The sequence below is a fragment of the Pseudomonas sp. Tof1 genome (assembly GCF_055390395.1).
Genome location: NZ_AP024344.1, coordinates 1308058 through 1329844 on the forward strand (window position 1 = coordinate 1308058; position 21787 = coordinate 1329844).

Sequence of the window (21787 nt, forward strand, 5' to 3'; positions counted from 1 at the left end):
GGTCGGTCGGCTGTGTATCTTGATCAGCCCTTGGCCGTTTGGGCGGCTGTCACCCTATTGTTGAGATTGGCCCCACGCGGCGAATCCGAGCGTTTCTAAATAAAAAATTGAGGAGCACATCGATGCGCGTCATTCTGCTGGGAGCTCCCGGGGCCGGTAAAGGTACTCAGGCTAAGTTCATCACCGAGAAATTCGGCATCCCGCAAATCTCCACCGGCGACATGCTGCGTGCCGCGGTCAAGGCCGGCACCGAGCTGGGCGTCAAGGCCAAGGGCATCATGGATGCCGGCGGCCTGGTTTCCGATGACCTGATCATCGCGCTGGTCAAGGACCGTATTGCCCAGGCCGATTGCGCCAAGGGTTTCCTGTTCGACGGTTTCCCGCGCACCATTCCCCAGGCTGAAGCCCTGGTGCAGGCCGGTGTCGAGCTGGACCACGTGGTCGAGATCGCCGTCGACGACGAAGAGATCGTCCAGCGTATTGCCGGCCGTCGCGTTCACGAGGCTTCCGGGCGTGTCTACCACGTCGTCTACAACCCGCCGAAAGTCGAAGGCAAGGACGATGTGACCGGCGAAGAGCTGGTGCAGCGCAAGGACGACACCGAGGAAACCGTTCGCCATCGCCTGTCGGTCTATCACTCCCAGACCAAGCCGCTGGTGGACTTCTACCAGAAGCTGTCGGCGGCCCAGGGCAAGCCGAAGTACAGCCACATCGCTGGCGTCGGCTCGGTCGAGGCGATCACCGGCAAGGTGCTCGAAGCGCTGAACTGATCGTTGCCTCTGCCTCTCTACAACAGCCCGCTTGCGGGCTGTTGTTGTTTATACTGTTGCACTTTTTCATTCTGACCTGACGGAAACACCGATGAGCACCTTGCTGGCCCTGGACACCGCGACTGAAGCCTGCTCCGTCGCCTTGCTGCATGATGGCAAGGTGACGAGCCACTATGAGGTGATCCCGCGCCTGCATGCGCAGAAGCTGCTGCCGATGATCCGGCAACTGCTGGCGGATGCCGGGATCGGCCTGTCGGCGGTGGATGCGATCGCCTTTGGCCGTGGCCCGGGCGCCTTTACCGGAGTGCGGATCGCCATCGGTGTGGTTCAGGGCCTGGCCTTCGCCCTGGACCGGCCGGTGTTGCCGGTCTCCAACCTGGCGGTGCTGGCCCAGCGGGCACTGCGCGAGCATGGCGCCGGCCAGGTCGCCGCGGCCATCGATGCGCGGATGGATGAAGTGTATTGGGGCTGCTATCGCGAGGAGGCCGGGGAGATGCGCCTGGCCGGCGTCGAAGCGGTGCTGCCGCCGGAAGTCGCGGCGCTCCCGGAGGGGCTGTTGGCGCCTGGTTCGGTGCGGGCACGGGCTGGGGCTATGGCGAGCGGATCAAGGTCGCGGTCAGCGGCCAGGATGCTGGCATGCTGCCTGACGCCCAGGACCTGCTGAGCCTGGCGCGCTTCGCCTGGGCGCGCGGCGAGGCCATCGTTGCCGACCAGGCACAGCCGGTCTACCTGCGTGACAAGGTCGCCACGCCCAAGGCGCGCTGAGGCCGGAGCAAATTTCCAAGCTACACTGAAGGTTAATCCGGGCGCTCGGGAGGTCGTGCGCAGTAGTCAAAAATGTGCCGTACGTCATGTTTTGCACACGCAGGCGGCGTTGTGTGAAAACCTTTTATTGGTTATGTGGTCTGGTTATCAATTGGACAATAGCCACGTACGGCAAGTACTGCTAAATTGCCATCATCGACTCCGAGCATGCCACAATGCGTATAGACGGCGTTTCATCACAGTCCTATTCCATCAAGCGCAAGCCCCGCAAGGGCGGCGTGGTGGTGGATGCCGATGAGGAACTGCTGGGCGGCGACAGTGACGATCTGTCCGAAGTCGCTGCCCGCGCCGAGGCTGCCGGTGAACGTCTGGCCAACCTGCCAGCGCGTCCGCAGGACATGATCTTTCCCCGTTCCATGAGCCGGAGCGTCGCCACGGCCCTGGCCAGCTATCTGACCACCGCCGGTTTCGTCGAGTGGGACATGGAAGTGTTGGGACTGGACCTGCATATCTGATCTAATCGGTGGCATGACCGATTCAGTTCTTCCCTACTACCTTGGTTGTCCGTCCTGGAGTGAAAACGCCTGGCGCGAGTTCCTGTATCCGGAAAACGCCCGTCCGACGGACTTTCTCGATCTGTATTCCCAGGTCTTCAACGCCGTCGAAGGCAACACCACGTTCTATGCCCGGCCTTCGCCGGGCACGGTGGAGCGCTGGGCGCAGACCATGCCGGAGCACTTTCGCTTCACTGCCAAGTTTCCCCGCGATATCAGTCATGGCGGCGACCTGCGGGCCCAGGTGCCGGCGGCCGAGGAGTTCCTGCAACTGCTCAAGCCGCTGGGGCGCGGGTATCGCCGTTGTGGCTGCAATTGCCGGCGAGTTTCGCCCCTCATCGGTTGAGCGAACTGGCCGGCTTCATCGACAGCCTGCAGCAGCCGCTGGCCGTCGAGGTCCGCCATCCCGAGTTCTTCGCCAAGGGCGATGCCGAGCGGATGCTCAACCGGTTGCTGCTGGACCGCGTAGTGGAGCGCATCTGCCTCGATCCGCGGGCACTGTTCAGTTGCACCTCGACCGAGCCTGCGGTGCTGCATGCCCAGTCCAAGAAGCCCAGGGTGCCGCCGCGGCCGGCGGCCTTCACCCCGTTCCCGCAGGTACGCTTCATCGGCCATCCGGAGTTGGCGGCGAACGAGCCCTTCATGACCCCCTGGGTCGAAAAGGTCGCTGTCTGGATCGAGGAGGGGCGTACGCCGTATATCTTCCTGCACACGGCTGACAATCTGCTTGCACCGAAACTCGCGCAGCGTTTTCACGAGCGCCTGAAGGAACGTTTGCCTGGCCTGCCAGCCCTGCCTGCGCTATACAGAGAGCCCGCCGCGGAGCAACTCGGTCTGCTCTGAAGGCACTCGTCTCTTCTGCCAGGAGCTGGTCATATGGATGCGCAAAACCGTCGAGCCCAAGCCTTCAGGACCCTGCACGAGCGTGCCGGAGCCTTTGTGATCCCCAATCCCTGGGACGCCGGTTCGGCGAAGATGCTCGCCGCCCTGGGTTTCGAAGCCCTGGCCACCACCAGCGCCGGGCTGGCTTTTTCCCTGGGGCGTCCGGATGCGGAAGGTGCGGTCAGCCGCGCCGATGCCCTGGACAATGCCCATGTGATTGCCAAGGCCACGCCGCTGCCGGTGGCCGCAGACCTGGAAAACGGTTACGCCGACAGTCCCGAAGGGTGCGCCCAGACGATCCTGATGGCCGCTGAAGTGGGCCTGGTCGGTGGTTCGATCGAGGACGCCACGGGCAATCCCGAAGAACCGATCTACCCCTTCAATCAGGCGGTCGAGCGGATCGAGGCGGCGGTAGCGGCGGCGCGCAGCCTGCCATTTGACTTCACCCTGACGGCCCGGGCGGAAAACTTTCTGGTCGGGCGTCGGGACCTGGATGACACCATCCGCCGTCTGCAGGCCTTTGCCGAGGCCGGCGCTGATGTCCTGTATGCCCCGGCCTTGAGCACGGCCGAGGAGATTCGCGCGATCGTCAAGGCGGTGGCGCCCAAGCCGGTGAACGTCTTGATGTCCGGTGGCGTGTCGTTGTCGGTGGCTGATTTGAGTGCGCTGGGGGTCAAGCGCATCAGCGTCGGTTCGGCGCTGGCGCGTGCGGCGTACGGGGCGTTTTACCAGGCTGCACAGGAGATCCTTGAGCAGGGCAGCTTCGGTTTCGCCGAGCAGGCGATCCCGTTCGGCAGGATCAATCAGATGTTCAAGGGCTGAGGCCGGTGCCGGCGGCTCAGGCCGCCAGACGCAGGTTGTGCGCCACCAGCGGGCGTGCCCAGTTCAGGTCGTAGTCCAGGTCCTGCTGCTGCTTGACCAGGGTTTGCTCGTCGTACGGCAGCGCCGGTTTCTCCAGCAGGTCCAGCTCGAACTCGGCGATCGGCAGGTGCAGCGGACGCTTCTGTGGTGCCGGGCCCGGCTCGGGCTGTGGTTGGCCGGCGGTGAGGACGAGCGGGCGAACCCACTCGCTCTCGAAATCCTGTTGCCGCTGCTGGGCGATGATTTCGTCATCCGGATAGGGCGGTGCCGGTTTTTTCAGCAGGTCGAGTTCGAACTCGGCGATCGGCAGGAACAGCGGCTCTGGTGGCCGGACCGGATTGTCGGTGACATTGCAGTGCAGTTGCTCGACGATCTGCGCCAGGGTCTCGGCGCCGGCGGTCGGTTCGACCGGGCCATCGGCCGGCAGTTCGGCCACCGCCTGCCTTGGTGCATCCCCTACCTGTTCAGCCAGCGCACGGGCGAAGAAATCCTGCCACAGGTGGCTGACGCCACTCAGTGCCTGGGAGTTTCGCAGGCCGTAATCGCCGACGGGCGATAGATAACCTATGGATGTGCGCTGAATGTCTGACATGGTTCTCGGTCGTGACCCAAGCTCTGGCAAAATGCCGGATAATTCTGTTATCGGCCGTTTTCGCCGATCATTAAATTTTTGAGCGTGTTTTTCATGAGTGAGCAGCAGACGGCCGTGCGGATCCGAGTCGAAGCCTTGACCGCAGGGCTTGAACACCAGGCCCAGGCCTGGGCCCAGCGTCTGGAACTGCCATTGCAGGAACCCGAGGCGGAGTTCGCCCTGCAGGTCGGCGGGCAGGGTTTGCAGTTGCAGCAACTGGGGCCGGATGCACCGGGGCCGGTTCGGGTGGATTTCGTGGAGGGCGGGGCGGCGCACCGGCGCCTGTACGGTGGTGGTAGCGGGCAGATGATCGCCAAGGCGGTCGGTATCCAGCAGGGCGTGCGCCCACGGGTGCTGGACGCCACGGCCGGGCTGGGCAAGGACGCGTTCGTTCTGGCGAGCCTGGGCTGCGACATGAGCCTGGTCGAGCGCCAGCCGCTGATCGGTGCCCTGCTGGAGGATGGCCTGGCCCGTGCCCTGGAGGATCCGGAGGTGGCGCCGATCGTGTCCCGCATGCGTCTGCTCAAGGGCAACTCGATCGACGTGATGCGCCACTGGGAGGGCGAGCCGCCGCAGGTCATCTACCTGGACCCGATGTTTCCCCACCGTGAGAAAACCGCCCTGGTGAAGAAGGAAATGCGTCTGTTCCGGCCGTTGGTGGGCGATGACCCGGACGCCCCCGCGCTGCTGGAGGCCGCCCTGGCCCTGGCGACCCACCGGGTGGTGGTCAAGCGCCCGCGCAAGGCACCGTGCATCGACGGGCCCAAGCCCAGTCACGGCCTGGAGGGCAAGTCGAGCCGCTACGATATCTACCCGAAGAAAGCGCTCAAGCCCTGAAGGCCTCTTCGCGGGCAAGCCCGTTTCCACAGTGGATCATGTCATTGCCGTGGGGCGGCTCGCCCGCGAAAGGAACCGGCTCAGGGCCGATAGGCCCGCATGAACAAGCCCACCACCTCGCGCACATGGGCTTCGCTGTCCTCGGCATTCAATGGCTCGCCGCAGCCATACAGCACGCGGAAGTTCGCCGCGCCCTTGAGCAGGCAGAAAAAGTGCTCGGCGGCGCGGTGCGGCTTGTCGATGACCAGGACCCCGCTCTGATGGATTCTGCTGAGCAGTCGCTCCATTTCGCTCAGCATCCGCTGTGGGCCGGCCTCGAAGAAAATCTGCGACAGCCTGGGATCCTGGCTGCCCAACGCGATGATCAGGCGATGCAGGTTCACCGACTCGTCGCTGTTGATCAGCTGATTGAAGCCACGGGCGATATTGAGCAGCACCGATTCGACCGGGACGCCCTCGGGCAGGGCGAACAGCAGTTCGGGTAGCTGCGCCTCGCACTTGGCCACCACCGCGGCCGAGAACAGGGTCTCCTTGTCAGTGAAGTGGCTGTAGACCGTCAGCTTCGAAACACCTGCCGCTGCTGCCACCGCATCCATGCTGGTGCTGGCGTATCCATTGCTCAGGAACAGATCTTTCGCGGCTTCAAGAATGGCCTGGCGTTTTGCCAGGTCCTTGGGCGACCCGGGCCGCTGGGCACAGAAAGATTGTCGGACATTTTTCACTTTAATACTGGACTGGTCAGTTTGGTATAAATACCATACTGGCCAGTATAATTATTTCAAGCACTCTTTAGCGAAGGGTCTCCACCATGTTCCGCTATGTCCTGCCCCTTGTGTTACCCGCCAGTCTAGCGTTTTTCCTCGTGGGCTGTGATCGCGAAGAGGCGGTTCAGGTTACCGTGCGTCCCGCCATGGTGGTTCAGCCGCAGTTGTCGGCTCAGGCCATGGACAGTTATCCCGGTGAGGTGCGCGCCCGCTTCGAACCCGAACTGGCGTTTCGTATCGCTGGCAAGGTGGCCCGGCGCCTGGTCGAGGAGGGGCAGCGGGTCAAGGCCAACCAGCCATTGGCGGAGCTCGATCCGCAGGATGTGCGCCTGCAACTGGAGGCCACCCGGGCCCAGGTGGCGGCTGCCGAGGCGAACCTGAACCTGGTGCGCTCCGAGCGCGACCGCTACAAGACCCTGCTGGAGCGGCAGATGGTCAGCCGCTCGCAATACGACAATGCGGAAAATGCCTACCGTGCCGGTGAGGCCCGGCTGAAGCAGATCCGGGCGGAATTCGATGTCTCCAGCAACCAGGCCGGTTATGCGGTGCTGCGGGCTCCTCAGGATGGCGTGATCGCCAGGCGCCAGGTCGAGGTCGGCCAGGTGGTGGCCGCCGGCCAGACGGTCTTCACCCTGGCCGCCGACGGCGAGCGCGAGGTGCTGATCAGTTTTCCGGAACAGGCCTTTGGCCGCTTCAAGGTCGGTCAGGAGGTGGCCGTCGAACTCTGGTCCCAGCCGGACCAGCGCTTCAACGGGCATATCCGCGAGCTGTCGCCGGCGGCTGATCCGAAATCCCGGACCTTCGCCGCGCGCATCGCCTTCAGTTCCGGAAAGATCCCTGCCGAGCTGGGGCAGAGTGCCCGGGTCTTCGTCCAGAATGCCGGTGCCGTGCCGCTGTCGGTGCCGTTATCGGCACTCACGGCCGAAAACGGCGCCGCCTATGTCTGGAAAGTCCAGCCGGACAACACCCTCAAGCGCACCCCGGTGCGGGTTGGCGCCTTCGGCGAGAAGAGCGTGCCGGTGCTCGAAGGCCTCAGTGCCAGCGACTGGGTGGTGGCGGCCGGGGTGCACGTGCTGCACGAAGGGGAACAGGTGCGTCCGGTGGACCGCTCCAACCGCGTCGTCAACCTGGCGGCCAAGGAGTAGTCCCGATGGGTTTCAATCTTTCCGAATGGGCATTGCGCAACCGCCAGATCGTCCTGTTCCTGATGCTGCTGCTGGCGATGGTCGGGGCCATGTCCTACACCAGGCTTGGCCAGAGCGAAGATCCGCCGTTCACTTTCAAGGCCATGGTGATCCAGACCAACTGGCCAGGCGCCACGGCCCAGGAAGTTTCGCGGCAGGTCACCGAACGCATTGAAAAGAAACTGATGGAGACCGGCGAATACGAGCGGATCATGTCGTTCTCCCGGCCAGGCGAGTCCCAGGTGACCTTCATGGCCCGCGACTCGCTGCACTCGGCGCAGATCCCCGAGCTCTGGTACCAGTTGCGCAAGAAGATCGGCGACATCCGCCAGACCCTGCCGCCGGATATACAGGGGCCGTTCTTCAACGACGAGTTCGGTACCACTTTTGGCAATATCTATGCGCTGACCGGCGACGGTTTCGACTACGCGGTGCTCAAGGACTACGCCGACCGCATCCAGATCCAGCTGCAGCGGGTCAAGGATGTGGGCAAGGTCGACCTGCTGGGGCTGCAGGACGAAAAGGTCTGGATCGAACTGTCGAACGTCAAGCTGGCCACTCTCGGGGTACCGATGGCGGCAGTCCAGCAGGCGCTGCAGGAGCAGAACACGGTTTCCACCTCGGGTTTCTTCGAAACACCAACGGAGCGGGTGCAACTGCGCGTCAGTGGCAACTTCAAGAGCGTCGACGAGATTCGCAACCTGCCGATCCGGGTCGGCGACCGGACCCTGCGTATCGGCGATTTCGCCGAGGTCCGCCGCGGCTTCAGCGATCCGCCCGCCCCGCGCATGCGTTTCATGGGTGAAGATGCCATTGGCCTGGCCGTGGCGATGAACGACGGTGGCGACATTCTGGTGCTGGGCAAGGCGCTGCAAGCCGAATTCGCCCGTATCCAGAAAAGCTTGCCGGCGGGCATGCACCTGAGCAAGGTTTCCGACCAGCCGGCGGCGGTCAAGACCGGCGTCGGCGAGTTCGTCCAGGTGCTGGTGGAAGCCCTGGCGATCGTGCTGCTGGTGAGTTTCTTCTCCCTCGGCGTGCGTACCGGGATGGTGGTGGCGCTGGCGATTCCGCTGGTGCTGGCGATGACCTTCGCCACCATGTACTACCTGGGCATCGGCCTGCACAAGATTTCCCTCGGCGCCCTGGTGCTGGCGCTCGGCCTTTTGGTCGACGACGCGATCATTGCCGTGGAAATGATGGCGATCAAGATGGAGCAGGGCTTCGACCGGCTCAAGGCGGCGAGCTACGCCTGGACCAGCACGGCGTTCCCGATGCTGACCGGTACGCTGATCACCGCCGCCGGTTTCCTGCCGATCGCCACCGCGCAGTCGGGACTGGCGAGTACACCCGCTCGATCTTCCAGGTGGTGACCATCGCCCTGCTGGCGTCGTGGATCGCCGCCGTGATGTTCGTGCCCTATCTGGGAGAGAAGCTGCTGCCGGACCTGGCGAAGATCCACGCTGCCAAGCATGGCGCCGATCAGCCGGACCCTTATGCCACGCCGTTCTACCAGCGGGTGCGGCGCCTGGTGGAGTGGTGCGTGCGGCGGCGCAAGACGGTGATCGTATTGACCGTTCTGGCCTTTGTGGCTTCGGTGGCACTGTTCCGCTTCGTGCCGCAGCAATTCTTCCCGGCTTCCGGGCGACTGGAGCTGATGGTCGACCTCAAGCTGGCCGAGGGCGCGTCGCTGAGCAACACCGCCGAGCAGGTCAAGCGCCTGGAGAGTCTGCTCAAGGGGCATGACGGCATCGACAACTACGTGGCCTATGTCGGTACCGGTTCGCCGCGCTTCTACCTGCCGCTCGACCAGCAACTGCCGGCGGCCAGCTTTGCCCAGTTCGTGGTGCTGGCCAAGACCATCGAGGACCGGGAAAAACTGCGGACCTGGCTGATCGATACGCTCAACGAGCAGTTCCCCGACCTGCGTGCGCGGGTCACGCGCCTGGAGAACGGTCCGCCCGTGGGCTACCCGGTCCAGTTCCGTGTCACCGGCGAGCACATCGAGGTGGTTCGGGCCCTGGCCCGCAAGGTGGCGGCCAAGGTGCGCGAGAACCCCCATGTGGTCAACGTGCACCTGGATTGGGAAGAACCGAGCAAGGTGGTCTACCTGAATGTCGATCAGGACCGTGCCCGGGCCCTGGGGGTGAGTACGGCGAACCTGTCGCGCTTCCTGCGCAGCTCACTGACCGGTTCGACCGTCAGCCAGTACCGCGAGGACAACGAGCTGATCGAGATCCTGCTGCGTGGCACCGTGCACGAGCGCAGCGAGCTGTCGGCACTGTCGAGCCTGGCGGTGCCCACCGACAACGGCACCAGTGTGGCGCTGTCGCAGATCGCGACGCTGGAGTACGGTTTCGAGGAAGGCGTCATCTGGCACCGCAACCGCCTGCCGAACGTGACGGTCCGCGCCGATATCTATGGCCAGGAGCAACCGGTGACCCTGGTCAAGCAGATCATGCCGACCCTGGATTCGATCCGGGCCGAGCTGCCGGACGGTTATCTGCTGGACGTGGGCGGTACCGTGGAGGACTCCGAGCGGGGCCAGGCGTCTGTGAACGCCGGCGTCCCCTTGTTCATCGTGGTGGTGCTGACCCTGTTGATGCTGCAATTGCGCAGCTTCTCGCGGGTGGCGATGGTGTTCCTCACCGCGCCGCTGGGACTGATCGGCGTGACGCTGTTCCTGCTGGTGTTCCGCCAGCCGTTCGGTTTCGTGGCGATGCTCGGCACCATTGCCCTGTCCGGGATGATCATGCGCAACTCGGTGATTCTGGTGGACCAGATCGAACAGGATATCCGGGCCGGCATGTCACAGTGGCAGGCGATCATCGAGGCGACGGTACGGCGCTTCCGGCCGATCGTGCTGACCGCGCTGGCGGCGGTGCTGGCGATGATTCCACTGTCGCGCAGCGTGTTCTACGGACCGATGGCGGTGGCGATCATGGGTGGGTTGATCGTGGCGACGGCCCTGACCCTGTTGTTCCTGCCGGCGCTGTATGCCGGCTGGTTCCGGGTGAAGAAGACCGCCGCCGGGGGATGAGGTCAGTCGGGAGCCAGCGCGCTGGCTCCCGCTGCTGCATCACAGCGCGCCAAACACCTTCTTCGCCAGGCTGGTAGCCGCTTCAGCCGGGTTGGCCCGGATACCTTCCTCTTTCTGGGCGATCAGCTTGAACAGACCGTCCAGCGCCTTTTCGGTCACGTAGCTTTCAATGTTGGCACTCTTGGCGTCGATCACGCCGAGGGTCGCCGCCTGCCCGGCGAACGAGTTGTACTGCTGGGCCAGGCCGACCTGGTCGGTGGCCTGCTTGACGATCGGCAGGAACTTGGCGCGGATCTGCTCGCGGCTGGTCTTGTCCAGGTACTGCGTGGCCGAGTCCTTGCCGCCGCTGAGAATGCTCTTGGCGTCATTCACGGTCATCTTCTTCACCGCATCCACCAGCAGCGCCTGGGCCTGGGGCATGGCTGCCTCGGCCGCCTTGTTCATGCTGGTTTCCAGCTGGTCGACCTGGGCACCCATGCCGAACTGCTTCATCTTGCTGGCGACCTTGCCCAGCTTGCCCGGCAGTTCGATCTTCACTTCAGGGTTGTTGCTGAAGCCACCCGGCTTGCCGAGCGTCGTGACGGCGGCGACGGCCCCCTGGGCCAGGGCGTCCTTGAGCCCGCCCGAGGCTTCGCCCTGGGACAGGCTGCCCAGGGACAGGGCCAGCGCGTTGGCGGAGATCAGCAGGCCGGCGCAGAGGCTGGCCAGACGTAGGGAAGGACGGAGCATGGAAAGCTTCCTTATGCGAAAAGAGAAAATGACCGGGCGGAGTCGGCACGCTTCGGCGAAGGCTGTGGAAACAGGCCGCTCGAACGGGCGCCGGGCTGTCCGCTGGTGATAACAGTAGCTGGCCGGCGAGTTCGATGCGAGCGCTGATCGAAGACATTGCCGGGCTTCAGGCCCTGAGGGTCAGGTTCTGTGGCTTTTCCTTCTGCAATACGACGGTCCGGGGAATGGGTTTCATGGTGAACTTGCGCCGGCTGCCGAAGCTGCCCTGGGTTTCGTAGAGCTGGCCGGGCTTGACCCGGCTGGGGTCATAACGCAGGTAGCGGGGGATCGCGCCCTTGAGCAGGGTGATCTCCTCGCAGAGGATGTAAGGCGGCAGGCCGGAGTCGTTGAGGGCGACCAGTTTCAGGTTGGCCAGGGTGTTCTCGTCCGTGCCGATCAGCGGCACCAGCGCCGCGCTCAGGTACAGGTAGCCAGGTGGGCTCAGGTGAAAGCTCGCCTCCTGGTTGTCCTTGCGCCATCTGAAGTTGTAGCGGATGTCGGCCAGCAGCGAGGCGCCATCGACGCTCATGTCGAACTCGATCTCTATCCTGCTGTTGTAGCGCAGGTCCTGGGGCAGTTCGAACACGAAGCGCCAGGGGCTGCGTGATGGCAGGTCGGCGCTGCTCCAGGTGCCGAGGATGGCATGGGTATCGCGGTTGCGCAGGGTGATCCGGGTTTGCGCCCGGGCCGGAATGGCATAGTCCGGCGGAAAGTGGAAAACAGCTGTGACGAGGTTTTTCGCAGTCATCTCGATATCCTTATCGAACGCGTCAAAGGCAACGCAGGGTCCAGTCTATACGAGTGTTTGCCGGGGAAATTCGGCGATGAAATATCGTTGTTGCTTTGCCGAATTGTCTGTCGTTGGGTTGCCGGTTATCTGATGTAGATCGGCTGATTGGCCCTGTGCCTGTCGCCTTGCAGGGCTGCCTGCAGCCGAGTGTTGCCAGCTGTGGGCAAGAGCGTGTTTTTACAGTTCTTGTCGGAATAGCCCGACATTTACTGATCCTTGTTGCTACGACAGAAAAGGACATGGGGTTATCGCTGGCGTTGCGGCGGGTGCGATACATGTATTGCGCTTGAGAACCGTGGAGTGAACCCATGTCATCCAGACGATACCTGTGCGACGCGCAAATCAGCCAGGCCATGCAGATTGCCGATCTTTCCGAGTTCGAGGTACCTGTGCATGCGGTGGGGCTGATTGCCCAGTGTGTGCTCGGCGGGCTTGAGGCACAGGGTTGGCCGGCTCCCCGGGTTATCCGCGGACCGCGGATCGTCACCGCCGAGCAGAACTACGCCCTGCTTGGCTATGCGCCTGACGAAGTCACTCTCGGCAGCGACCACACCCGCTGGATCAGCGAATCACAATTGTTGCGAACCCAGACGACCAGTCTGATTCCTCCCGCACTGGTCGAGGCAGCAAGGGCGCGAAAGCCGGGGGAAACCATGCTGCTCGCTGCCCCCGGTATTACGTTCAGGCGCGACACGCGCGACCGTCTCCATTGTGCGCAACCGCACCAGATGGACATTTGGGTCATGGGGTGATCCACCGCTGTCCTGCCGGGAGTCGCTGCTGAAGCTGGTCGGCGATGTTCTGAAGGCCGCGCTGCCCGATCATGCCTGGACGTGTCAGGACAGCCCTCACCACTACACCGAGGGGGGATCGAGATCAATGTCGTCTCGGCGCAGCAGTCGGTGGAGGTGCTTGAGTGTGGTTGTATCGCCCGCTCCCTGCTCGAAAGACTCGGGCTCGATCCGCTTCAGCATGGAGGCCTGGCCATGGGCATGGGGTTGGATCGTCTGGCGATGTTGCGCAAGGGAATTCCCGATATCCGCCTGCTCAGGGACCCTCTGCCCCGTATCCAGGCACAAATGAATAGCCTCGATCCCTGGGTGCCGGTCTCTCGTCTGCCTTCGGTCACTCGCGATATCTCGCTGGCCGTGACGCCGGGACAGAGCGAGGAGGAACTGACCGAGTCGATGTTGCAGGCCGCCGGTGTGCGTAGTGGCTGGATTGAAGAGATGCGCCTGCTGGGACGCTGGAGCCATGGGCCATTGCCACCGCAGGCACTGGATCGTCTGGGCATGCTCGAAGGGCAGGAAAACGTGCTCTTGAGAATCGTCCTGAGAGACTGCGCCAGATCCATTACGGCCCAGGAGGCCAATCAACTCTATAACGATATCCAGCATGCCATGCACGAGGGAAAGGCGGGGGGTGGATATCGCAACGGCTGAGTTGCGCACAGCCTTTGCGCGATGAACCCCAGGTTGGCTGGCCTGGGGTTGTCGGTGAGGATCAGGCGGCGTCGGGACTGATGTCGCTCTTCTGCTCCGGGCCGGTGTCGTGCAATGTCACCTGGCGGATCGAAAGGCGTATTTCCGCCGGCAGTACCCGCTTGGCCGCACCTTCGGCCAGTTCGCCGAGCAGTTCGTGGTAACTGAGCTTGCCGGCTTCGTCGCGGCGCAGAACGTCGAGGTCGAGCAGAGTCTGGATGAAGTGGCGGAACAGGCTCTTGTCGAAGAACTCCGGGCATTGAGACCGTGCAGGATCGACAGGCGCTGGGCCATGATCGTGCACAGGTCCTCCAGTTCCTCGGCGCTGATACTGTGCTGGCCGCTGTTGAGCAGCAGCGAGATTGCCATGTAGAAGCGTTGCAGGGTCTGGGCGATGCTTCTCGACAACAGGGTCAGCAGCACGAAATGCCGTGAACTCGGCGCCGGGCGCAGGTAGACCGCATTCTCGAAACGCAGCAGTCCCTGCTCGACGAAGGCCTCAAGCCATTGATCGACCACCGCGTCGAGTTCGTCCAGCGACCAGCGGATGAACAGCTCCGACTGCAGGTACGGGTACAGCGCCCGGGTGTAGCGCAGCAACTGCTCGCGGCTCATGCGTGATGAGCTCTGGAAGAAGCTCGCCAGCAATGCCGGCAGGGCGAAGATGTGCAGGACGTTGTTGCGGTAGTAGGTCATCAGTACCGCGTTCTGTTCGTCCAGGTAAAGGATCTTGCCCAGCGCATCGTTCTGTTCGGCGAGCAGGTCCATGTCCTTGACGTGCTGGATCAGCGCCCGGCCATCTCCCTCGGGCAGGGTGGTGTGCGGCGAGTAGGGGACGCGGCGCAGCAGCGCCAGGTAGAGGTCGAGCACCCGGGCCAGGGCACGGTCGTCCAGGGCCAGGCGACTGGTGGAGAGCAGGGCCAGGGCCACCAGGTTCACCGGGTTGATCGCCGCCGCTTCGTTGAGGTTGCGCGCCACGCGCTCGCCCAGGCGGTTGGTGGTCGCGCTCAGCCAGTCCGGCCTGAATTGCGGGCCGAGTTCCTCGGCGCGCCAGCCCGGCTGTTCCTGGTCGAGGAAGTCGGCCAGCTTGATCGGCTCGCCGAAGTTGACCGCGACCTGGCCGAAGCGCTGCTTGAGCGCACCGATGACCTTGAAGATGTCGAAGATCGACTCCTTCTTCTTGCTGGCGCCGCGCAGTTCGCCGAGGTAGGTCCGGCCTTCCAGCACCCGTTCATAGCCGATATAGACCGGGACGAAGACGATCGGCATCCGCGAGGAGCGCAGGAAACTGCGCAGGGTAATGGCCAGCATGCCGGTCTTGGGCCGCAGCATGCGTCCGGTACGCGAGCGGCCGCCCTCGACGAAGTACTCCACCGGAAAACCCTTGGTGAACAGCGTATGCAGGTATTCGTTGAAGACCGAGGTGTAGAGCGGGTTGCCCTTGAAGGTGCGGCGCATGAAGAACGCCCCGCCACGGCGCAGCAGGCCGCCGATCAGCGGCATGTTGAGGTTGATCCCGGCGGCGATGTGCGGCGGGGTCAGTCCGTTGCGGAACAGCAGGTAGGACAGCAGCAGGTAGTCGATATGGCTGCGATGGCAGGGCACGTAGATCACCTCGTGCCCCTGCGCCACGGATTGCACGTTTTCGATATGGTTGACGCGGATACCGTCGTAGATCTTGTTCCAGAACCAGCTCAGCACCACTTCGAGGAAGCGGATCGCCGTGTAGGTGTAGTCCGAGGCGATTTCGTTGCCGTAGCGCAGTGCCTGGGCCTTGGCCTTTTCCGCCGGGATGTTTTCGCGCTGGGCGTGTTCGAGGATCGCCTGGCGTACCTGCGGCTCGTTGACCAGGCCCTTGACCAGGTTGCGCCGGTGCGACAGGTCGGGACCGATGACCGCGGTTTTCAGGTTGCGCAAGTGTACCCGCAGAATGCGTTGGGCCATGCGCACGGTGCGCTCGTGGCCCTTGTTGTGTTCCACCAGTTCGCGCAGATGGATCGGCGCGGAGAACTGCACGCGGGTCTTGCGGCCGAGAATCAGGATGCTCAGCAGGCGGCGCAGGCGACCTGTGACCGCCCAACTGTCGGCGAACAGCAGTTTCCACGGGCTCGATTCGCTGTCCGGCGATTGGCCCCAGAACACGCTGACCGGGATGACCTGGGCGTCCTCGACAGGATTCCGGCTCAGGGCATCGACCAGGCGGGTCAGGGTTGGCGGCGCCCCGCGCTTGTCATGACGGCCGAGCCAGTCGGGCTCCGGAGTCAGGTAGAAAAACGCCGCCGGCTCCAGCAGCGGGCCGACCGACACCGGCAGCACCGGGCGTGGCAGACCGGCCCGGGTGCATTCGTGGTCGACCACCGCCAGGTCGCTCAGCGACGGCGATTGCAGAACGTAGAACACCGGGCGGCTGCGGTCGAGGTTGAGGGTCAGGGACGACTGGTTGATCGTCTCCGAGCGCACCCACAGGTACAGGAGGCGGCGCAGGGTGCCAAACACTAGACGGCGGAACGGCGAACGGGTCATACGATTTCTGCTTCAGATGGAATGAACCGAGCGTTTGCTCGGGCGGGGAGTAGTGTGCCGTATCTGGCGAAAATCGGCAAAAACGCAACGAAGTAATATTGATTGAGAGTTTTTCGTGCTGTCTTATACTCCGGTATTCGCCCTCAGCGGTATGACCCCCGAGCGTCATCCGAAGTTCTGGCGATCAGGCTTGGAGAACCCTGCGAGCGGGGTTCACTCGATAATAAAAAAGGAGTACGGATTCATGGCAACTCGCGAGACAGGCAGTGTGAAGTGGTTCAACGATGCCAAGGGCTATGGCTTCATCCAGCGTGAAGGTGGGGCGGATGTGTTCGTGCACTATCGCGCGATTCGTGGCCAGGGCCACCGCTCGCTGACCGAGGGACAGCAGGTCGAGTACGCGGTGGTGGAAGGCCAGAAGGGCCTGCAGGCCGAGGACGTGGTGGGCTTGTAACCCTCACGCCATCCTGTGGGAGCCGGACCGCCGGCTCCCACAAGCACTCGCGTCGTGCATCAATCCTGCGAACGACGTTCCCCCTCAGGCTGTGCGCCAGGTGATCTCTTCTTCGCCGTCGGCGCTGACACGAATCCAGCGGTCGGCACTTTCCTCGCCTTCCTCCTCGACCCAACTTCCCGGCGCGCAACGCACCTCCACCTGCAGCGCGGCAAAAGCGGCGCGGGCACAGGCGATGTCGTCGTCCCACGGCGTCTGGTCGCTTTCCAGGTACAGGCTGTTCCACTTGCCCACGGCTTTGGGCAGCCAGGTCACCGGTACGCCGCCGGCCTTGCATTTCCAGGTCTGGCCCTTCTGCGTCCACTCGCTGCACGGACCGAGCGCTTCGCCCAGCCAGGCGGTAATCGCCTTGTGGTCGACGTCGGCGTCTTTCAGGTAAATCTCGATATCAGGCTGGCGCATGGATGTCCTCGCTGCGGCTGCTGAAAAATCCATTCGCGGATTCTGGCGCTCGCCAACCGGGGTTGGCGAGTTGGGTCATGGGGATCATTGCAGAACGAAGTAATCGTAGCGCATCGACACGCTGACCTCGAACGGTTCGGCCTGCTCGATCACCCGGGCGCGGCGCTCGGCGCTGGCGCGCCAGCCGTGCGGGGTCATGGCCAGCAGGTTGGCACGGTCGGCGGGCCGTTCCAAGCGCAGCTTGAAGTCGAGAACTTCGCTGTGCTGCAGCGCCATGCCTTCCGGCACCAGGGCCAGGTGCTTGTCGTCGGTGTACTCGCGGACTTCGTCATAGAGCTGCTCGCGCAGTTCCATCAGATGGCCGCTGGTCGGGCCGACCTTCATCAGGCCGCCACCGGGGCTGAGCAGGCGTTTGGCTTCCTGCCAGTCCAGCGGGCTGAAGACACTGGCGAGAAACTGGCAACTGGCGTCCGGCAGTGGAATGCGTGCCATGCTGGCGATCAACCAGGTCAGTTGCGGATTGCGCCGGCAGGCCCGCTTCACCGCTTCGCGGGAGATGTCCAGGGCATAGCCGTCGGCCGTCGGCAGTGCCTCGGCGATCTGCGCGGTGTAGTAGCCTTCGCCACAGCCGATATCGACCCAGCGTTGCGGGGCCCGTTCGGCGGCCAGTTCGGCCAGGCGGCGGGCCACCGGCGCGTAGTGGCCGGCGTTGAGGAAATCACGCCGGGCCTCGACCATGGCCTGGTTGTCGCCGGGATCGCGGCTGTTCTTGTGCTGCACCGGCAGCAGGTTCAGGTAACCCTGGCGGGCCCGGTCGAAACGATGCCCGGCCGGGCAGGCCACGCCATTGTCGACCGCGCCCAGCGGTGCACTGCAGAGAGGGCAGGTGAGCATCAGGCGAGCAACTTGATCAGGGTCTGGTAGTAGATTTCGGTCAGCACATCGAGGTCGCTGGCCAAGACCCGCTCGTTGACCTGGTGAATGGTCGCGTTGACCGGGCCGAGTTCCACCACCTGGCTGCCGAGGGTGGCGATGAAGCGTCCATCGGAGGTGCCGCCGCTGGTCGAGGCCTTGGTTTCGCGCCCGGTGATCTCGCGGATGCTGGAGGAGACCGCGTCGAGCAGCGCGCCCGGCTCGGTCAGGAACGGCAGGCCGGACAATGCCCAGTCCACGTGCCAGTCCAGCTGGTGTTTGTCGAGGATCGCCGCGACCCGTTGCTGCAGGCCCTCGACGGTCGACTCGGTGGAGAAGCGGAAGTTGAACAGCGCCACCAGCTCGCCGGGGATCACGTTGGTCGCGCCGGTGCCGGAATTGACGTTGGAGATCTGGAAGCTGGTCGGCGGGAAGAAGGCATTGCCGTCGTCCCAGTGCTCGGCCGCCAGCTCGGCGAGAGCGGGCGCGGCCAGGTGGATCGGGTTCTGCGCCAGGTGCGGATAGGCCACGTGGCCCTGCACGCCGCGGATGGTCAGCTTGGCGCCGAGGGAGCCGCGACGGCCGTTCTTCACCACGTCGCCGACCAGCGAGGTGCTCGACGGTTCGCCGACGATGCACCAGTCCAGGCGCTCGTTGCGCGCGGCCAGGCGCTCGACCACGGCCTTGGTGCCGTGATGGGCCGGGCCCTCTTCATCGCTGGTGATCAGGAAGGCCACCGAGCCCTTGTGGTCCGGGTAGTCCGCGACAAAACGCTCGGCCGCGACGACCATCGCCGCGAGGCTGCCCTTCATGTCGGCGGCGCCACGCCCGCAGAGCATGCCGTGCTCGTCGATCAGCGCATCGAACGGATCGTTCTGCCAGGCCTGGACCGGGCCGGTCGGGACCACGTCGGTGTGGCCGGCGAAACACAGCACCGGGCCGTCGTGGCGACCGTGGGTGGCCCAGAAGTTGTCCACGTCCTCGATGCGCATCGGTTCCAGCTGGAAACCGGCATCGCCCAGGCGCTGCATCATCAGTTTCTGGCAGTCGGCGTCGACCGGTGTCACCGATGGGCGGCGGATCAGGTCACAGGCAAGTTGCAGGGTCGGCGAAAGCTCGGCGTGGGCCGTCATGGGAAACTCCGAAAACATGAAAGACGGGCTCGGTCTGCTGTGGGAGCGGGCTTGACCGCGAAGGGGGCACAAGCGCGCCGCAAGCTTCGCGGGCAAGCCCGCTCCCACACAAGTCCGCTGCCACAGTATTTGGGGTTGGCCGTGGAGTCGTGCTCGACCAGGGCGCAGAAAATGGCGGATATCTTAAAGCAAAACGGCGACCATAGGCCGCCGTTTAGAGGATCGCATCGACTTTATGCCGCCGGCACCTGCTCGGGCTCTTCGGCCGGTTTCGGCAGCGAGGAAACGAAGGCCATGAACAGCGCGGCCACGTACGGCAGCGACTGCACCAGCAGCATGGCGACCCAGAAGCGCATGTCGTTGCTCGGCATGCCCTGCACCAGGTAGATCCCCAGGGCTGCGCCCCACAACAGCAGCATGATGAACAGTTCTTCACGGGCTTCCGAGATCGCCACCCAGAAACCGTGCTTGTCGGCGTTCTTCGGCGTGCGGAAAAACGGAATGCTGCTGGTGAAGAAACCGTACAGCACCGCCTTGGCGATGGTGTGCGACAACGCCAGGCCTGCCAGCGCGGCGGCGAAGGCGTCCTTCATGTTGACGCCGACCGCGCGCCGGTACAGGAACAGGATCTTGCCCACCTTGAAGGCGAACAGCGCCAGGGGCGGGATCGCGAAGATCATCAGCGGCGGGTCGACCCGTTGCGGCACGATGATCATCGCCGACGACCAGAGCAGCGCGCCCACGGTGAAGAAGATGTTCATGCCGTCGGCGATCCACGGCAGCCAGCCGGCGAGGAAGTGGTAGCGCTGGCCACGGGTCAGTTCGGTGTCGCGGCCGCGCAGCAGGCTCGCGGTGTGCCGCTTGATGATCTGGATCGCGCCATAGGCCCAGCGGAAACGCTGCTTCTTGAAGTCGATGAAGGTATCGGGCATCAACCCCTTGCCGTAGCTGTGGTGGTGATAGGCAGCCGACAGGCCTTTTTCGAACACCCGCAGGCCCAGTTCGGCGTCTTCGCAGATACACCAGTCGGCCCAGCCCAGTTCTTCCAGGACCGAACGACGGGTCATGGTCATGGTGCCGTGCTGGATGATCGCGTCACGATCGTTGCGAGTGACCATGCCGATGTGGAAGAAACCCTTGTACTCGGAGTAGCAGAGCTTCTTGAAGGTGCTCTCGTTCTGGTCGCGGTAGTCCTGCGGCGACTGCACGATGGCGATCTTCGGATCGGCGAAGTGCGGCACCATGTGCTTGAGCCAGTTGCGGTCGACGCAGTAGTCCGAGTCGATCACCGCGATGACCTCGGCATCCTTGGCGGTATGCGGAATCAGGTAGTTCAGCGCACCGCCCTTGAAACCGGCCAGGGGGGCGACGTGGAAGAAACGGAAGCGCGGGCCGAGGGTCTCGCAGTAGGCCTGCACCGGTTCCCAGACCGCCGGGTCCTTGGTGTTGTTGTCGATGATCAGGACTTCGTAGTCCGGATAGTCGAGGGCGGCCAGGGCGTCGAGGGTCTGTTTGACCATCTCCGGCGGCTCGTTGTAGCACGGCACGTGGATCGAGACTTTCGGGCGGTAGTCCGACTCACCCTCGACCGGCAGGAATTCCCGGCGGCGCTTGTGGGTCCACACCGCTTCGGCCAGTTCGTGGGCCTCGGTCAGCAGCACGATGAACACCCCCAGCGCACCGAGGGCGAGCAGGAAGCCCACGGTCAGGCTGAACCAGGTGCTGTATTGCTGGCTGTAGTCGTAGCCGATCCACACCAGTACCGAACCGCAAAGGAAGGCGATGAAGGTCAGGAAGGTGCGGCCGCGCTGGCGCAGTGCCGAGCCGTCGATCAGCAGGACCGCCAGGGACAGCATCGCCAGCACCACCGAGCCGATGGCCAGGACCCGCCACTGCGGAATGGCCACCACTGGCCCTTCGAAGTTGAATTTCTGCTGGCGCGCGGCGTTGTACACGCCCCAGTAGGCGCCCACCGAGCCTTCGTCACTGGCTTTCCAGGGCTGGTCGAAGGCTTCGATGACGAAGTAGTTGAAGCCCTGGCGGTTGAGCTTGTTCACCAGCGTACGCAGGTAGATCGCCTGGTCGGCCTGGGTCGCATCGGCGCCACCGCGCATGCGGCCGTTGCTCGGCCAGCCGACTTCCGACAGCAGCAGCGGCTTTTTCGGGAACATGCGTTTGAGTTCGCGGGCGCGGTCGAGTACGTACTGGCCGGATTTCTCCATCGGGATGAATTCCCAGTACGGCAGGATGTGCGCGGCGATCAGGTCGACGTGCCTGGCCAGTTCTGGGTTGTGTTCCCAGATGTGCCACTGTTCGGAAGTGGTCACCGGCACCTTCACCGCAGCGCGTACGCGATCGAGCAGCACACCGAGTTCCTTGGCGGTGATTTCCTTGCGGAAGATCGCCTCGTTACCCACCACCACGCGAACCACGCTGCGCGAGGTGTTGGCCAGCTCGATGGCCCGGGCGATTTCCCGCTCGTTGCGCTCCTGGTCCGGGCTGATCCAGATGCCCAGGGTCACCCGCAGGCCGAATTCCTCGGCCAGCTTGGGGATGTCCTGCAGCGTGCCGTCGACCGAGTAGATCCGGATGTTGTCGGTCAGCTTGCTGATGATCTCCAGGTCACGACGCATTTCATCGTCGGTCGGGTACTGGTCCTTCTGGGGGAACTGACCCTGCTGGAACGGAGAGTAGGAGAAGCCGGAGATGTGTTCCGGCCAGTTGGGGGCCGAGACCGGACGGTTGATCAACGCCCAGAAACCGGTGAACAGCGCGGCGATTGCCAGCACCACCACCAGGTTGAGTCCAAATTTACGCGATGACATAGAGATTTCGGGTTCCGAAGTAGAACGTTGAACTGCGCGGCGCGCATCCTACACGTGGGATTCGTGCTGGAACACCGCCGAGCTTAGGCAATGGCCTTTGGTTTAAGTTCTTTCCTGAGTCTTTGTAGCTGGTTTCTTGTGAAGATGTTGTCAT

Annotated in this window: 13 protein-coding genes and 6 pseudogenes; 10 read left to right on the forward strand and 9 right to left on the reverse strand. The window is 63.8% G+C overall.

Annotation, left to right across the window (positions count from 1 at the left end):
* Positions 1–122: 122 nt before the first annotated feature.
* From adk to ACZ5KU_RS05945, 5 genes and pseudogenes are all read left to right on the forward strand, one after another.
* Positions 123–770 (forward strand): adenylate kinase, encoded by a 648-nt coding sequence (gene adk, locus ACZ5KU_RS05925; protein WP_017905009.1) that lies wholly within the window; start codon positions 123–125, stop codon positions 768–770.
* 91 nt (positions 771–861) lie between these two features.
* Positions 862–1535 (forward strand): annotated as a pseudogene (gene tsaB, locus ACZ5KU_RS05930) (tRNA (adenosine(37)-N6)-threonylcarbamoyltransferase complex dimerization subunit type 1 TsaB).
* A gap of 215 nt (positions 1536–1750) precedes the next feature.
* Complete coding sequence (locus ACZ5KU_RS05935; protein WP_054058480.1) at positions 1751–2050, forward strand: hypothetical protein; 300 nt, start codon at positions 1751–1753, stop codon at positions 2048–2050.
* 13 nt (positions 2051–2063) lie between these two features.
* Positions 2064–2932, forward strand: a pseudogene (locus ACZ5KU_RS05940) (DUF72 domain-containing protein).
* Positions 2933–2965: 33 nt separating this feature from the next.
* Entirely contained in the window at positions 2966–3793 is an 828-nt protein-coding gene (locus ACZ5KU_RS05945) for an isocitrate lyase/PEP mutase family protein (RefSeq protein ID WP_054058478.1), read from the forward strand.
* 16 nt (positions 3794–3809) lie between these two features.
* Here the strand turns inward: ACZ5KU_RS05945 and ACZ5KU_RS05950 are convergent, their stop codons facing one another.
* Positions 3810–4424 carry a hypothetical protein gene (locus ACZ5KU_RS05950; protein ID WP_054058477.1) on the reverse strand — a complete coding sequence of 205 codons (615 nt, stop codon included), beginning with the start codon at positions 4422–4424 and terminating at the stop codon, positions 3810–3812.
* A 93-nt stretch (positions 4425–4517) separates the two neighbouring features.
* On the opposite strand from ACZ5KU_RS05950, the gene ACZ5KU_RS05955 reads away from it, so the two are divergent.
* Complete coding sequence (locus tag ACZ5KU_RS05955; protein ID WP_054058476.1) at positions 4518–5300, forward strand: class I SAM-dependent methyltransferase; 783 nt, start codon at positions 4518–4520, stop codon at positions 5298–5300.
* Between the two features lie 80 nt (positions 5301–5380).
* On the opposite strand, the pseudogene ACZ5KU_RS05960 reads toward ACZ5KU_RS05955, so the two are convergent.
* A pseudogene (locus ACZ5KU_RS05960) lies at positions 5381–6015 on the reverse strand (TetR/AcrR family transcriptional regulator).
* A 93-nt stretch (positions 6016–6108) separates the two neighbouring features.
* Between ACZ5KU_RS05960 and ACZ5KU_RS05965 the strand changes: the two are divergent.
* Positions 6109–7209: an efflux RND transporter periplasmic adaptor subunit gene (locus tag ACZ5KU_RS05965; RefSeq protein WP_054058474.1), complete on the forward strand. Its 1101-nt coding sequence runs from the start codon at positions 6109–6111 to the stop codon at positions 7207–7209.
* A 5-nt stretch (positions 7210–7214) separates the two neighbouring features.
* Positions 7215–10285: pseudogene (locus ACZ5KU_RS05970) on the forward strand (efflux RND transporter permease subunit).
* A 39-nt stretch (positions 10286–10324) separates the two neighbouring features.
* On the opposite strand, the gene ACZ5KU_RS05975 reads toward ACZ5KU_RS05970, so the two are convergent.
* Positions 10325–11014 carry a DUF4197 domain-containing protein gene (locus tag ACZ5KU_RS05975; RefSeq protein WP_054058472.1) on the reverse strand — a complete coding sequence of 230 codons (690 nt, stop codon included), beginning with the start codon at positions 11012–11014 and terminating at the stop codon, positions 10325–10327.
* A 166-nt stretch (positions 11015–11180) separates the two neighbouring features.
* The gene (locus ACZ5KU_RS05980) at positions 11181–11801 is read right to left on the reverse strand and encodes a hypothetical protein (RefSeq protein WP_054058471.1); all 621 of its coding nucleotides are present in this window, start codon (positions 11799–11801) and stop codon (positions 11181–11183) included.
* 395 nt (positions 11802–12196) lie between these two features.
* Here ACZ5KU_RS05980 and srmL point away from each other — a divergent pair.
* Positions 12197–13285, forward strand: a pseudogene (srmL, locus tag ACZ5KU_RS05985) (PheS-related mystery ligase SrmL).
* A 61-nt stretch (positions 13286–13346) separates the two neighbouring features.
* Here the strand turns inward: srmL and plsB are convergent.
* Positions 13347–15847, reverse strand: a pseudogene (gene plsB, locus ACZ5KU_RS05990) (glycerol-3-phosphate 1-O-acyltransferase PlsB).
* Between the two features lie 244 nt (positions 15848–16091).
* Here plsB and ACZ5KU_RS05995 point away from each other — a divergent pair.
* Positions 16092–16301, forward strand: a complete 210-nt coding sequence (locus ACZ5KU_RS05995) for a cold shock domain-containing protein (protein ID WP_054058468.1) — start codon at positions 16092–16094, stop codon at positions 16299–16301.
* Between the two features lie 84 nt (positions 16302–16385).
* Here the strand turns inward: ACZ5KU_RS05995 and ACZ5KU_RS06000 are convergent, their stop codons facing one another.
* From ACZ5KU_RS06000 to ACZ5KU_RS06015, 4 genes are all read right to left on the reverse strand, one after another.
* Complete coding sequence (locus tag ACZ5KU_RS06000) at positions 16386–16763, reverse strand: hypothetical protein (RefSeq protein ID WP_054058467.1); 378 nt, start codon at positions 16761–16763, stop codon at positions 16386–16388.
* A gap of 84 nt (positions 16764–16847) precedes the next feature.
* Positions 16848–17657: a putative RNA methyltransferase gene (locus ACZ5KU_RS06005; RefSeq protein WP_054058466.1), complete on the reverse strand. Its 810-nt coding sequence runs from the start codon at positions 17655–17657 to the stop codon at positions 16848–16850.
* Positions 17657–18808, reverse strand: coding sequence for a succinyl-diaminopimelate desuccinylase (gene dapE / locus ACZ5KU_RS06010; RefSeq protein WP_054061844.1), 1152 nt, complete (start codon positions 18806–18808; stop codon positions 17657–17659). The genes ACZ5KU_RS06005 and dapE overlap by 1 nt, the downstream gene beginning before the upstream one ends.
* A 233-nt stretch (positions 18809–19041) precedes the next feature.
* Positions 19042–21633, reverse strand: a complete 2592-nt coding sequence (locus ACZ5KU_RS06015; protein ID WP_054058464.1) for a glycosyltransferase — start codon at positions 21631–21633, stop codon at positions 19042–19044.
* Positions 21634–21787: the final 154 nt, after the last annotated feature.